Source organism: Microbacterium jepli (assembly GCF_047237905.1).
Lineage (GTDB): Bacteria > Actinomycetota > Actinomycetes > Actinomycetales > Microbacteriaceae > Microbacterium.
Genome location: NZ_JBDFLW010000005.1, coordinates 826,051 through 839,411, shown reverse-complemented (window position 1 = coordinate 839,411; position 13,361 = coordinate 826,051). Strand labels below are relative to the sequence as shown.

Sequence of the window (13,361 nt, the reverse complement as noted above, 5' to 3'; positions counted from 1 at the left end):
CATACCCACGACGAAGGACAACGACATGACGAATCATCACGACCTCGCGGCGATCCGTGCGCTCACGGAGACGGCCGGATCGACCTGGGGCTCCATCGACCCCGAGTACGTGCTGCGGATGCGGACCCAGAACCGGTTCCGCACCGGGCTGGAGATCGCCCAGTACACCGCCGACATCATGCGCCGCGACATGGCTCAGTACGACGCCGACTCCTCGCTCTACACGCAGTCGCTCGGCGTCTGGCACGGTTTCATCGGCCAGCAGAAGCTCATCTCGATCAAGAAGCACCTGAAGAGCACCGACCGGCGCTACCTCTACCTTTCGGGGTGGATGGTCGCCGCGCTGCGCTCGGAGTTCGGTCCGCTGCCCGATCAGTCGATGCACGAGAAGACCGCCGTCCCCGCGCTGATCGAGGAGCTGTACACGTTCCTCCGGCAGGCGGACGCGCGCGAGCTCGATCTGCTGTTCTCGCAGCTGGACCGCGCGCGGGCTGCCGGCGACGAGACCGCGGTCGAGTTCATCCAGACGCAGATCGACACCCATCAGACCCACGTCGTGCCGATCATCGCCGACATCGACGCAGGCTTCGGCAACCCGGAGGCGACCTACCTCCTCGCGAAGAAGATGATCGAGGCGGGCGCGTGCGCGATCCAGATCGAGAACCAGGTCTCGGACGAGAAGCAGTGCGGCCACCAGGACGGCAAGGTCACCGTGCCGCACGAGGACTTCCTCGCCAAGATCACGGCGGTGCGCTACGCCTTCCTCGAGCTCGGCATCGACAACGGCATCATCGTCGCCCGCACCGACTCCCTCGGCGCCGGACTCACGCAGAAGATCGCGTACTCGCGCACGCCCGGCGATCTCGGCGATCGGTACAACGCGTTCCTCGACGTCGAGGAGGTGACCGATGCGGACCTCGCCGACGGCGACGTCGTGATCCGGCGGGAGGGGAAGCTGCTGCGCCCGCGTCGCCTGGCCAGCAACCTGTACCGGTTCCGTGCGGGAACGGGCGAGGACCGGGTCGTGCTGGACTGCATCACCTCGCTGCAGCACGGCGCCGACCTGCTGTGGATCGAGACGGAGAAGCCGCACATCGAGCAGATCGCGGGCATGGTCGACCGCATCCGCGAGGTGGTGCCCGACGCCAAGCTCGTCTACAACAACAGCCCGTCGTTCAACTGGACGCTCAACTTCCGCCGGCAGGCGTACGACCTGCTCGCGGAGCGCGGCGCCGATGTGTCGGCCTACGACCGGGCCGACCTCATGAGCGTGGACTACGACGACACCGAACTCGCCCGGCTGGCCGATGAGAAGATCCGCACGTTCCAACGCGACGGCGCGGCCCGGGCCGGCATCTTCCACCACCTGATCACCCTGCCGACGTACCACACGGCCGCGCTGTCGACCGATGACCTGGCGAGGGGATACTTCGGCGACGAGGGCATGCTCGCCTACGTCCGCGGCGTGCAGCGTCGTGAGATCCGCGAGGGGATCGCCACAGTGCGGCACCAGAACATGGCCGGCTCCGACATCGGCGACAACCACAAGGAGTACTTCGCCGGCGAGGCCGCCCTCAAGGCCGGCGGCAAGGACAACACGATGAACCAGTTCGGCTGAGCGGGATCGGCCGGTCCGTCAGGCCGCTTCCGGCCGGCCTCCACGCCCGGACAGCGCGACACGCCGTGCCCCTTTCCCGGGCACGGCGTGTTGCGCTGTTCTGCGGGCGACGGTCGCGGCGTCAGCCGGGAATGCCGATGCGGCGCTCTCCGGAGCGCAGCTGCTGGATGACCACGGCGATGACGAGCAGCGCACCCTGGGCGACGTTCTGCCAGAAGCTGTTGACGCCGAGCAGTGTCATGCCGTTGGTGAGGACGCCGAGCAGGATGACCGCGAGGAGCGTGCCGACGATGGTCCCCTTGCCGCCCTTGAGTGCAGCACCACCCAGAGCGGCCGCCGTGATGGCCTGCAGCTCGAGTCCCTCCGAGCCGGAGACCGGCTGGCCGGATCCCGTCCGTGCGGTGATCAGGATCCCGGCGATCGCCGCCACGGCCCCGGTGACCATGTACGTGCCGATCACGTAGCGGTTGATGTTGATGCCGGCCAGGCGTGAGGCGATGTTGTTGCCGCCGACGGCGTAGATGTTGCGGCCGATGGAGGTGAACCGCAGCACCACGTAGGCGAGCGCCGCGACGATCACCAGCACCCAGATGAGCACCGGCACCCCGACGATCGCGCCGCGGGCGAGGAACACGAAGAACGGGTCGGCACCGGTGTACCCCTGCGCACGGCCGTCGGAGATGAGCTGCGCGGCCCCCATGAACGCGGCGAGTGTCGCCAGGGTGGCGATCACCGGGTTCACCCGGCCGAAGACGATGATGCACCCGTTGATCAGACCGCACAGCACGCCGATGGCGATCGCTCCGGCCACTCCCGCGGCGGTTCCCGCGGCGGTGAAGATCATGGCCGAGGTGACCGAGGTGAGTCCGGCGATGGACCCGACCGAGATGTCGAGCGCACCGAGGATGATGACGATCGTCTGCACCACGGCGAGGAGGCCCATGATCGTGATCGCCGTGCCGATCACCCGCAGGTTCGCCACGCCGAAGAACAGCGGGTTCTGGATGCCGATGATGGCCACCACGAGCGCGATCGCGATGATCAGCGAGATGTTCTGCACCCCGACGACGCTCACGATGCGCTTGGGAAGCGAGGGCCGCTCCACCTCCGCGGCACCTGTCTGCACCGCGGTGGATGAGGTCGACGTCACGTGCGTTCCTTCCTTCGGGGCGGTGGTCATGCTGCCGCCTCCTCATCCATGGCGAGCGCCAGGATGTTCTCTTCTGTGGCTTCGGAGCGTGTCAGCTCGCCGCGGATGCGGCCTGCCGCCATCACGTAGATGCGATCTGCGACGCCGAGCACCTCGGGCAGTTCGCTGGAGACCACGATCACCGCCACCCCCTCATGCGCCAGGCGATCGATGATCGCGTAGATCTCGGACTTGGCCCCGACGTCGATGCCGCGCGTGGGCTCGTCCAGCAGCAGCACCTTCGGGGCGGTGGCCAGCCAGCGGGCCAGCACGACCTTCTGCTGATTGCCGCCGGACAGCTTGCCCACGAGCTGCTCGGTAGAGGGAGTGCGGATGCGCAGCGTCTCGACGTACTCCCGGGCGAGCGTACGCTCGGCGCGGTCGCGGACGAAGATCCACCGGGACAGCTGCGAGAGCACGGCGAGCGCGGCGTTGTCGCGCACCGAGCGCTGCAGCAGCAGCGCCTCGGCTTTGCGTTCCTCCGGCGCGAGGGCGATGCCGGCGCGGATGCTGTCCGCGGGCTGCCGGATGCGGCGGGGCACGCCTTCGACGACGATGCGGCCGGCCGTGATCGGGAAGTCTCCCGCGATTGTCTTCATCAGTTCGCTGCGGCCCGCGCCGACGAGCCCGGCGATGCCCAGCACCTCGCCCGCGCGCACGGTGAGGCTGATGTCGGCGACGTGCTCGTTGGTCACGTCGTCGAGTTCCAGGACGACGTCACCCAACGGCGCCGGATCGCGATGGAAGAACTGGGTGAGATCGCGGCCGACCATCATGCGCACGAGCTCGTCATGGGTGGTCTCGTCGGCGCGCTTCGTGCCGACGAAGGCCCCGTCGCGCAGGACGGTGATGTCGTCGGCCAGCTGGAAGATCTCGCCCATGCGGTGGGACACGTAGCCGATCGCGACACCCTCGGCCTGAAGCCGCCGGATCATCGCGAACAGCGGCGCCACCTCCTCGTCGCCCAGCGAGGACGTCGGCTCGTCGAAGCAGATGATCTTCGGCGAGGTCACGACCGCCCGCATGATCTCGACGATCTGGCGCTGGGCGGGCGAGAGGTCGGCGCCGAGGGCGTCCGAGCGGAGCACGCGCTGGAATCCCCACTCCGCAAGAGCCTCGTCGCAGCGTCGCAGCAGGGAGGCGCGGTCGAAGACGAGCCCTCCCAGCGCCCCGACGAAGATGTTCTCGGCCACGGAGACCCACGGGATGATCTCGGGCTCCTGCGCGATCACACGGAGGCCCGCGGCGCGGGCATCCGCGGGATCGCCGAAATTCACGGGCTCGCCGTCGATGGACAGCTCGCCCTCGTCGGGCCGGTAGTCGCCGTTGAGGATCTTCAGGAGTGTGGACTTTCCTGCGCCGTTCTCACCCATGAGGGCGGTCACCTCGCCGGCGCGCAGCACGAGCTCGACTCCTCGCAGTGCCTTCACGGCGCCGAAATTCTTCGTCACTCCGGTCGCGCGGAGGGCGACGTCGGTCTCACTCATCGGGTTCTCATCCTGTCGGGTCGATGGGACGGAGCGAGGGGCCGCCCCGAGGCGGCCCCTCGCTCAGAGCGTCAGGTGCAGACGACGCCCTTGGCTTCCCAGTTGTCGGCGTCAACGATCGTGGTGTCGGCGACCGTGGCGGGCGGCAGCGCCGTGCCGTTACGCAGCAGGTCCACCATCGAGTTGACCGCGGCCTTGCCGACCTCGACGCCGGAGATGAACAGCGCCGCCTTGTTGCCCGTGTTCTGGCCGGCCTTCCAGTCCTTGCAGGTCAGGTACGCACCCAGGCCCACGCCGATGATGTTGTCCGGCGAGACACCGGCGTTCTGCAGTGCCGTGACCACGCCGGTCTCGTTCTCGTCGTTGCAGCCCCAGACCACCCAGTTGGTCACGTCGGGGTTGGCGGTGATGACGGCGCCGGCCTTGTCCTGTGCGTCGGTGGCGGAGTTGTCGGTGCCGATGTCGATCGTCTCGGGAGCGTCGCCGACGGCCTCGGAGAACGAAGCGGCGGCGCCGTCCACGCGCTCGACGCAGTTCTGCTGATCCTGGCGGTACGCGGAGAGGATGCGGGTGTCGGCGGCGGTCCAGCCGCCCTCCTGGTAGAGACGCGCGGCCTCGGCGCCCACCTTCTCACCCATCGAGGTGCCGTCGAAGCCGGTGAAGGCCGCGGGCTCGCCCGCACCGTCGGAGATCGGGTCGTCGGACGCCATGATCGGGATCCCCGCGTCCTTCGCGAGCTGGATGACCTGGGGTCCGATCTGGGTGTCGGGGACGACGATGATGATCCCGTCGACACCCTGGGCGATGGCCGCCTCGACCTCGGAGATGGCCTTGTTGGCGTCGGTGCCCAGGTCGACGACGTTGACCGAGACATCGCCGGCCGCGTCCGCGGCGTCGACGGCGCCCTGCGCCTCGTCGATGAAGTACTGCTGGTCACCCTGCTTCTGCAGGTAGGCGATCGTGAGTGGTCCGTCCGATCCGCCCGAGGGAGCCGCTCCGGCGTCGGAGGTCTCCATTCCGGAGGAACAGGCGCCCAGCGTGAGCGCGAGCGAGGTCAGGCCGACGGCGGCGAGGCTCGCCCACCGCACGCGCTTGTTCGAAGTGATCATCCGCATTCCTTGTCTTCATTGATCGCCCGGCGCTGTTGCCGGGAATGGATGCTCCTGTCGGTGCGTCTTCGAGGCTACGACCTGGCGCGCCTCAGATCGCAGGACTATCGGACTGCGAACATGGACGATACTCTGACGCCACCAGGCTCGTGCGCGCGCTCAGGCGCCCGAGCGCCCGGCCCGCATGGATCATGAGTGGACGACCGGCGGGGTCATCCGAGCGCCCTCAGCACCCATCGCATCGTCGTCGCGGCGCCCGGCTCGACGACACGGAGACCGACCCGAGAGGTGAAGGCGTCCGGCGGGCAGGTCATCGGCTCCACAGCCACGGCGTGCCGGCGGACCCCTCCGCTCGGCTCATCCGCGGTGTACACCTGCACCCAGTCGCCGTCCCAGGCCAACTCGACACCGGTGCCGTCATCGCTGAGCAGACGAGCACAGGCCAGCCCGTCCGCCGAGCGCCTCAGCCCGGTGAAGGCGTGGTTCACCGCCGTGGAATGAAGGCGTCTGCCCTCCCGGAAGTCGTAGGCGCCGCCGGCCGCGACCGCCACCGGGACGAGCCGCGTGGGGAGGAATCGGTCGTCGGTCAGGAGGACGTCGTCCGCGGGGAGAGTCAACGTCCAGTCGGCGACCGCGTCGTCGACAGGCGGGCCCGCGACGAGGTAGGGGTGGGCTCCGAGCCCCACCGGAGCCGACGAGACCGATTCATTCGTCACCGTGAGCGACTGGTGCAGTCCGTCTTCCTCGAGGACATACGCCACCTCGACGCTCAAGCGCCACGGGTATCCGGGCTGCGGTGCCAGCACCGCGTGGAGGACGACCGACGACGTCGTCCTGGCGGCGACCGTGAACTCCTGCCAGGCGACGAGGCCATGACTCGCCGTACGGGTCGCAGGCTCGTTCATGGTCAGTTCGTGCGTCTCGCCGGAGAATACGTAGCGCGCGTCGGCGATGCGGTTGGGCCACGGCAAGAGGACGGCACCGCGCATCGCCGGACGCATCGTGTCAGCCGGATAGTCCGCCACCAGAGATCGGCCATCGAAGGTGAGTGCGCGCACACTCGCGCCAACGCTCGCGACCGACGCCCGGTACCCAGCCCGCTCCAGCGTGTACCCGATTCCCGACAGCGGGACCGTCCCGTTCAGTCGTCCGCCGCTTCCCGGGAGAACAGCAGCAGTTCGGGCAGGCTCGTGGCGAAGTAGTCGGTCTCGCCGTTGTCGTGTCGCGCGACGGGGGGAACGTACTGCGCACGCGTCTCCCCGAGGGAGGCCGGCGGGTCGGCGACGTCCATGCCCAGGGCCGTCCGGGCAGCATCCCAGGCTTCCAACGCAGCACCCTCTCCGCCCTCCCACGGATGGAACGGCCGGCTCGTGAGGATCTCGTATGCGCGATCCGCGCGTCCCTCGGCGATGAGCAGCCCGACATAGGCGATCGTCAGATCGTCACGGGTCAGCACGGTCGGCTCCTGGGTCGCGAGACGCGCGAGTCGGTCGCCGGAGCCGTGGCCGATCCGACGCGCGAGCTGATCCTGCTCGTAGAGCAGCCGGGCGTCACCCGGAGCGGCCGCGATCGCACGCTCGTACAGATCCCAGGCGGTCGCATCGTCGCCACCGACGTTGTACGCGGCGAGCGCCGCGTTGCGCAGCAGCACCGCGTCGCGGGTCTCCACCGTCACGGCGCGTCGCCAGTCCGAGAGCGCATCGCCGCGGCGGCCGTGGCCGTAGAGCAGCATCGCCCGCAGTCCCCGCGCGACCACGTCGGACGGGTCGGCGGCCAGCGCGGCGTCCAGGGCGTCGAGATCGTCCAACCCCGAAGGGAAGGCCCAGCTCGCATCCGCCGTCCGTGCCCGCGAGCGGAGCGCGGCGGCATCGTCCGTGCGTCCCTGCGCGTCGCGCAGGGCAGCCGCGAGGTAATGGGCGAGGGGCGCGTGGTTGCCGGCAGGGGTAATCGCGGCGTCGGATACCGCGTCGAGCAGGTCAGCGGCCGCATCCACCTCACCCGCGTCGCGCAGATCGAGCGCGACATCCCGCAGCATTCCGGCATCGGCAGGCACCGATGAGCCGGCGAGAGTGCGCAGGAGGGCGTCCAAGGGGTCGTCGGCGAGGGCGGCCCGGAGCACATCTGCGGCCTCGTCGTGCCGGTCGAGGCGGCGCAGCACGATGACCCGGAGCGCAGCGCGTCGCGCATCGTGACCGACCGCGCCGTCCAGCGTGTCGAGCACCCGGAGAGCGGCGCGATTGCGCTGCGTGCAGGCCAGGGACTGCGCGAGGGCGAACCCCGCCGCCGCGGACCAGGTGGCGTCCCATCCGGCCTTCCCCCACGCCTGCTCCGCCTCTTCGCGCCGTCCCAGGCGCGCGAGGACGAGTCCGCGCAGATAGAAGGCCTCGGCGTCCATCGGGTTCGCGTTGCGCCGCGTCAGACGCTCGAGTGCGAGATCGATGCGCCTCAGCGCCGGAGCGTAGCGCCCGGCGCGGTAGTCGCGATCGGCGAGTGCGAGGTTGGTGCGCACATCGCCCGGGTCCCGTCGGAGCGCCTCGTTCCAGTACGGGAGAGGCGAGCGGGTGGGGTGACGGTACTGGCTCAGGTGCACGCCGGTGAGATAGAGCTCCTCGACGGAGGAGATGGCCTCGGGGAGCGCGGGCTCGGTGGCGACCCAGGGCTCGCCGTCGGCGACGTCGACCGGCTGCCAGCCGACGAGAAGGCGGCCGGCCGCGTCGCGCAGCTCGACACGCAGGCCGGACGCCGCCTGGAGGGGCTGGTCCGCGCGCACGTCACCGGCGCCATCCGCGGCCAGCTCGGCGACCTCTCCGGGGCGCAGATCCACGCGCGTCATGGCGACGGCGACTCCCCCATCGGTCACGGTCAGCATGGCGCCGACGTGAGGCGAGGTCACGGCGGCACGTACGCGGATGCCGTCACCCGCACGGTCGATGTGGATGGCCGCGTCAGGGGTCGCCTGGTGCGCGACGCCGATGTCGGGGATCGGGAACCAGTACTGGCTGAAGAGCTTGGTCTCCCCGGGCAGCAGCCAGCTGAAGTCGGGCTGGTTGTCGGTGTACACGCCGGCCATCAGCTCCACGTACGGTCCGTCGTCGTCGGTGAGCTGCGCGTCCCACGCGTGACCGAACGGGGCATCGCCCCAGGTCCACTGCTTCTTGCCGGGAGAGACGCGGCGCTCAGCCCAGTGCACGAAGCCAGCACCGGCCGCATGATCGAAGCCGCCGAAGTAGTCCTCGGCCGAATCCACGATCATGTACGACGTCGGCACGGGGATGTTGCGGTACCAGTCGATGCGGTCCGCTCCCTCGCGATCGGCGGCGAGGGCGGGGTAGTCGACCCCGTAGTACGGACGATCGGCAGCCGGGAAGGAGGTGAGTGCCCGGCGCGCGTGGTCGGCGACATAGCGGACGTCCTCCGGAAAGAACGACTGGTACTCATCGTGCACCCGGGCGGCGACATTCGCCCACCACAGGAACGTCTGACGCTCTCTCGTGCGGTTGTGCAGCCGCACCACCACCTCGACCACCGAGCTGTCGGGACGCAAGCGCACGCCGTGATGGGCCGCCATGCGTCCGAAGGGCTCGTGGTCGTAGCACCACACCGTCACGGAGCCGTCGTCGGCCCACTCGATCTGCGTCTCGACCGGCAGATAGGTCGCCGGTCGATGGTGCTGAGGCCAGTTGAATTCGACGCCGCCGCTGATCCACGGGCCGGCAAGACCTACGAGAGCCGGCTTGATGACGTTGTTGCGGTAGAAGAAGTCGTAGCCGGTGATCTTGTCGTAGCCGACATGGATGCGACCGCCGAGTTCGGGGAGGACCACGAGGCGCACGAAGGCGTTCTCGAGGTGCACGGCCTTCCATTCGCGGGGAGCGCCCTCGTCGGCGACGCCCTCGATGAACGGCAGTGGGTACACCTTCCCGCTGGAGCCCTGGTAGACGCGGTGATCGAGGTACATCGGATAGCGACTCGGCGCATCCGGGTCGTAGGTGTGGACCGTCAGCGGCTCCTCCCACGCGACCGCTCTGCCGTCGGACAGTGCCTCGGCCAGCGCCGGGGGCGCGTCGGGCAGGACGAGTCGGTGCGTGTCCGGCCGCGGAGACGCACCCGGCTCGGGGGCGCCGGAAACGTCGGGCGTCAGCTCGACAGTCATCGTCGATCTCCTCGGTGAGTCGTGGGCACCGGGGGTCGGCGCAGGGGTGATCGCACCGACACTACGGCGCGCCGGGCGGCGCCAGTATGGTGTGAACGAGGAGAAACATGGACGAAGCGATTGCCGTCGAGGCTCCGCATTACCGCACGGAGGGTTTCGACAACCAAAGGCTGTGCGTCGTGCCGCGACCACAGGTCGAGCAGGCTCTGTCCAAGCCGGTGACGCGACGGCTCACGGTGACCGACGCCGGCTACTTCCCCGCAGCGGCAGGACACCGGATGCGGCGACCTCAGGGTGCTCGGGAGACCATCGTCCTCCTGTGCGTGGCCGGCTCCGGAACGGTCGTCGTGGAGGGCGACACCTTCGCGGTGTCGGCGGGCACCGGCCTCGTCATCGCGGCGGGCGCCGCGCACGAATACCGTGCTTCCGAAGCCACGCCATGGACGATCTGGTGGCTGCACCTGCGCGGCACCGACGTGGCTGACCTCACCGCGGCACTCGGCGGCGGCGGTCAGCAGACGTTGCAGCCGCGCTCCCTCGACCGCATCGTCGCCCTGTTCGACGAGCTCGTGACGATGCTCGAGCGCCGCCTGTCGCCCGCGCAGCTGCTCGCCGCGTCCGGCGCGGCGACCCACCTGATGACGCGCCTGGCCGCCGACAGCGTGCTGCCCGCCGACGGGTCCGCGCTCGAGCGCGCCATGCGCTACCTCGAGGCACGCGTGGACGGCAGCATTCAGGTCGCCGAGCTCGCGGCCATCGTGCAGATGTCGGCGTCGCACCTCAGCGCCCTCTTCCGCGAGACGACCGGCAGCGGACCCGGCGCCTTCCACACCTCGCTGAAGATGGCGCGCGCCCGAGCGCTGCTGGACACCACCACCAGCACGGTGACCGAGATCGCCACGGCCGTCGGCTACAGCGATCCGCTGTACTTCTCCCGCCACTTCCGCCGGGTGCACGGCGTGAGCCCGTCGGCCTACCGGGCCGACCACAAGGCCTGACGTCGCCGCCCCGCCTTCACGTCTCACGCCGGTGCGAGACTGGGCGCAGGCCAGAGGAAGAGGACCGCATGAGCTCCATCGCCGCCACCGGGACCGCTCCGGATGCCGCGCCCGCCCCGCTTGACGAGCGGTTCGACGTCGCGGTGATCGGCGCCGGCCCGGCGGGCACGGCCGCGGCGATCCGCGCCGCCGAGCTCGGTGCGCGAGTCGTCGTGCTCGAGTCGTCCGAACGACTCGGCGGCACCTGCGTGAACACCGGCTGCGTGCCGACCCGCGTCTTCGCCAAGACGGCCCGCCTCATGCGCGACGTGCGGGCCGCCTCTGCCTACGGGATCACGACGCACTCGGAGCCGATCGACTGGCCCGCGACGGTCGCGCGCGTGCACGAGCGCGTCGGGGCCGTCCGCGGCATCAAAGCCGAGGCACGGCGGTTCGAAGAGGCCGGCATCACGCTCATCCAGGACGGCCGGGCGCGCTTCGCCGACCCGCACACGCTGCTCCTCGACTCGGGGCGGCGGGTCGAGGCATCCACGATCCTCGTCTGCGTCGGCGGACACTCGCGCCTCCTCCCCATCCCGGGGGCGGAGCTCGCCACCGTGCCAGAGCACGTGCTGGACCTGCCCGCGCTCCCCCGCCGCGTCGCGATCATCGGCGCCGGCAACACGGGGGTTCAGCTCGCCACCGTCTTCGACTCGTTCGGAGCCGAGGTGACGCTGCTCGATCTCGCGCCGCGCATCCTGATGCCCTCCGATGCGGATGTCGCGGCCGCCGTCACCGCGTCGTTCATCGCTCAGGGGATCGACGTGCGCACCGGGATCGCCGGGGTGTCGTCCCTCGCACGCGGGGACGACGGCGGCATCGTGCTGACGTGGTCCGACGGCGGCGGCGAGCACCACGACTCCTTCGACGCCGTCGTGATGGCGACCGGGTGGCCCGCCGACGTCGAGGACCTCGGACTCGAGAACGCGGGCGTCGAGGTCACGCGCTCGTCGATCCCCGTCGACCGCTACTTCCGCTCGAACGTGCCGCACATCTTCGCCGTCGGCGACGCGAACGGCCGCGACATGCTCGTGCAGGCCGCGCAGTTCGAAGGCGAGGCCGCGGCCGAGAACGCCGTGCTGGACGCGAATCGCCGCACGCCGCATCACCTGCTCCCCGCGGGCGGGTTCACCGACCCGGATTACGCGGGCGTCGGACTCACCGAGGAGCAGGCCCGGGGCCGCGACGCCCGGTGCATCGTCGCGACCGCGCGGTATTCCGACCTGGAGCGCGCCGTGATCGACGACCGCGGGATCGGGTTCCTCAAGCTCATCGCCGACAACCGGCGCGAGCTGATCCTCGGTGCGCACGCCGTCGGCGAGAACGCGGTCGAGGTGATCCAGTCGGTCACCACGGCGATGGCGGCCGGCATCGACGTGGCGACCCTCGCCGGGGTCAAATTCGCGTATCCGACCTACAGCGCCATCATCGGCAACGCGGCGCGGGCGCTCCTCCGCGCGGGCGCAGCCGCCCCGAGCGGCGAGCACTGACCCGCACGCGACGCCGCGCACGACGTCCGCCGCCCCGCGCGGCGACACGCCCGACCGGTACGCTCGGAGGCGTGACAGAACGCGCCCCGCTCTCCCGCAAGCTCTCCGCCATCGCCGAGTCCGCGACCCTCAAGGTCGATGCCAAGGCCAAGGCCCTCCAGGCCGCCGGCCGTCCGGTGATCAGCTTCGCCGCCGGCGAGCCCGACTTCGCGACGCCGGAGTTCATCGTGGATGCCGCGGCGCACGCCCTGCACGACCCCGCGAACTATCGCTACACCCCGACCGTGGGGCTGCCCGTGCTCCGCGAGGCGATCGCCGCCAAGACGCTGCGCGACTCGGGCCTGGAAGTCGCGCCGTCGCAGATCATCGTCACCAACGGCGGCAAGCAGGCCGTGTACCAGGCGTTCCAGGCCGTGGTGAACCCGGGCGACGAGGTGCTGCTGCCCGCGCCCTACTGGACCACGTACCCCGAGGCGATCGCCCTCGCCGACGGTGTGCCGGTCGAGGTGTTCGCCGACGCCGACCAGGACTACCTCGTCACCGTCGAACAGCTCGAGGCGGCACGCACCGACAAGACCACGGTGCTCGTCTTCGTCTCACCCTCCAACCCCACCGGGTCGGTCTACTCTCCCGAGCAGACCCGCGCCATCGGCGAGTGGGCGCTGGAGCACGGCATCTGGGTCATCACCGACGAGATCTACCAGAACCTCGTCTACGAGGGTGTCCGCGCCGTCTCGATCGTCGAGGCCGTCCCCGCGCTCGCCGACCAGACGATCCTCGTCAACGGCGTCGCGAAGACCTACGCGATGACCGGCTGGCGGGTGGGCTGGATGGTCGGCCCGCAGGATGCCATCAAGCTCGCGGCGAACCTGCAGTCGCACCTCTCCAGCAACGTCAACAACGTCGCGCAGCGTGCCGCGCTGGCCGCGCTGACGGGTCCGCAGACCGAGGCCGAGGAGTTCCGCGCGGCGTTCGATCGGCGCCGCACACTCATCGTCGAGGAGCTCTCGAAGATCGACGGCGTGAGCGTGCCCACTCCGCGCGGCGCGTTCTACGTCTACCCCGACGTGCGCGGGCTGCTCGGACGCACCTGGCGCGGCGTGACTCCCACCACCAGCCTCGAGCTCGCCGACTTCATCCTCGAGCAGGCCGAGGTCGCGGCGGTGCCCGGCGAGGCGTTCGGGCCGAGCGGCTACCTCCGCTTCTCCTACGCCCTGGGCGACGACGCGATCCGCGAGGGCGTGCGTCGTCTGCAGGATCTCTTCTCCTGAGGCGCCG

At 70.1% G+C, this 13,361-nt stretch carries 9 protein-coding genes; 4 read left to right on the top strand and 5 right to left on the bottom strand.

Features of this window, described 5'->3' with window-relative positions:
* Positions 1-25: 25 nt before the first annotated feature.
* The gene (locus ABC304_RS08220; RefSeq protein WP_412930113.1) at positions 26-1,618 is read left to right on the top strand and encodes an isocitrate lyase; all 1,593 of its coding nucleotides are present in this window, start codon (positions 26-28) and stop codon (positions 1,616-1,618) included.
* Between the two features lie 121 nt (positions 1,619-1,739).
* Here ABC304_RS08220 and ABC304_RS08215 read toward each other — a convergent pair whose 3' ends face one another.
* The 5 genes from ABC304_RS08215 to ABC304_RS08195 form a co-directional block, all read right to left on the bottom strand.
* Complete coding sequence (locus tag ABC304_RS08215; protein ID WP_412930112.1) at positions 1,740-2,798, bottom strand: ABC transporter permease; 1,059 nt, start codon at positions 2,796-2,798, stop codon at positions 1,740-1,742.
* Positions 2,795-4,294: a sugar ABC transporter ATP-binding protein gene (locus ABC304_RS08210; protein ID WP_412930111.1), complete on the bottom strand. Its 1,500-nt coding sequence runs from the start codon at positions 4,292-4,294 to the stop codon at positions 2,795-2,797. The genes ABC304_RS08215 and ABC304_RS08210 overlap by 4 nt, the downstream gene beginning before the upstream one ends.
* Positions 4,295-4,365: 71 nt before the next feature.
* Complete coding sequence (locus ABC304_RS08205) at positions 4,366-5,403, bottom strand: substrate-binding domain-containing protein (RefSeq protein WP_412930110.1); 1,038 nt, start codon at positions 5,401-5,403, stop codon at positions 4,366-4,368.
* A gap of 212 nt (positions 5,404-5,615) precedes the next feature.
* Positions 5,616-6,509 carry an aldose 1-epimerase family protein gene (locus tag ABC304_RS08200; protein WP_412932871.1) on the bottom strand — a complete coding sequence of 298 codons (894 nt, stop codon included), beginning with the start codon at positions 6,507-6,509 and terminating at the stop codon, positions 5,616-5,618.
* A gap of 35 nt (positions 6,510-6,544) precedes the next feature.
* Entirely contained in the window at positions 6,545-9,556 is a 3,012-nt protein-coding gene (locus ABC304_RS08195) for a DUF5107 domain-containing protein (RefSeq protein WP_412930109.1), read from the bottom strand.
* Between the two features lie 107 nt (positions 9,557-9,663).
* Between ABC304_RS08195 and ABC304_RS08190 the strand changes: the two genes are divergently transcribed.
* The 3 genes from ABC304_RS08190 (at position 9,664) to ABC304_RS08180 (ending at position 13,354) form a co-directional block, all read left to right on the top strand.
* Positions 9,664-10,554, top strand: coding sequence for a helix-turn-helix domain-containing protein (locus ABC304_RS08190; protein ID WP_412930107.1), 891 nt, complete (start codon positions 9,664-9,666; stop codon positions 10,552-10,554).
* Positions 10,555-10,622: 68 nt separating this feature from the next.
* Entirely contained in the window at positions 10,623-12,083 is a 1,461-nt protein-coding gene (locus ABC304_RS08185) for a dihydrolipoyl dehydrogenase family protein (protein ID WP_412930106.1), read from the top strand.
* Between the two features lie 71 nt (positions 12,084-12,154).
* Positions 12,155-13,354 carry a pyridoxal phosphate-dependent aminotransferase gene (locus tag ABC304_RS08180; protein WP_412930105.1) on the top strand — a complete coding sequence of 400 codons (1,200 nt, stop codon included), beginning with the start codon at positions 12,155-12,157 and terminating at the stop codon, positions 13,352-13,354.
* Positions 13,355-13,361 lie beyond the last annotated feature (7 nt).

Coding starts and splice junctions, on each gene's coding strand:
- ABC304_RS08220 (WP_412930113.1), top strand. CDS start 26: ATGACGAATCATCACGACCTCGCGGCGATCCGTGCGCTCACGGAGACG.
- ABC304_RS08215 (WP_412930112.1), bottom strand. CDS start 2,798: ATGACCACCGCCCCGAAGGAAGGAACGCACGTGACGTCGACCTCATCC.
- ABC304_RS08210 (WP_412930111.1), bottom strand. CDS start 4,294: ATGAGTGAGACCGACGTCGCCCTCCGCGCGACCGGAGTGACGAAGAAT.
- ABC304_RS08205 (WP_412930110.1), bottom strand. CDS start 5,403: ATGATCACTTCGAACAAGCGCGTGCGGTGGGCGAGCCTCGCCGCCGTC.
- ABC304_RS08195 (WP_412930109.1), bottom strand. CDS start 9,556: ATGACTGTCGAGCTGACGCCCGACGTTTCCGGCGCCCCCGAGCCGGGT.
- ABC304_RS08190 (WP_412930107.1), top strand. CDS start 9,664: ATGGACGAAGCGATTGCCGTCGAGGCTCCGCATTACCGCACGGAGGGT.
- ABC304_RS08185 (WP_412930106.1), top strand. CDS start 10,623: ATGAGCTCCATCGCCGCCACCGGGACCGCTCCGGATGCCGCGCCCGCC.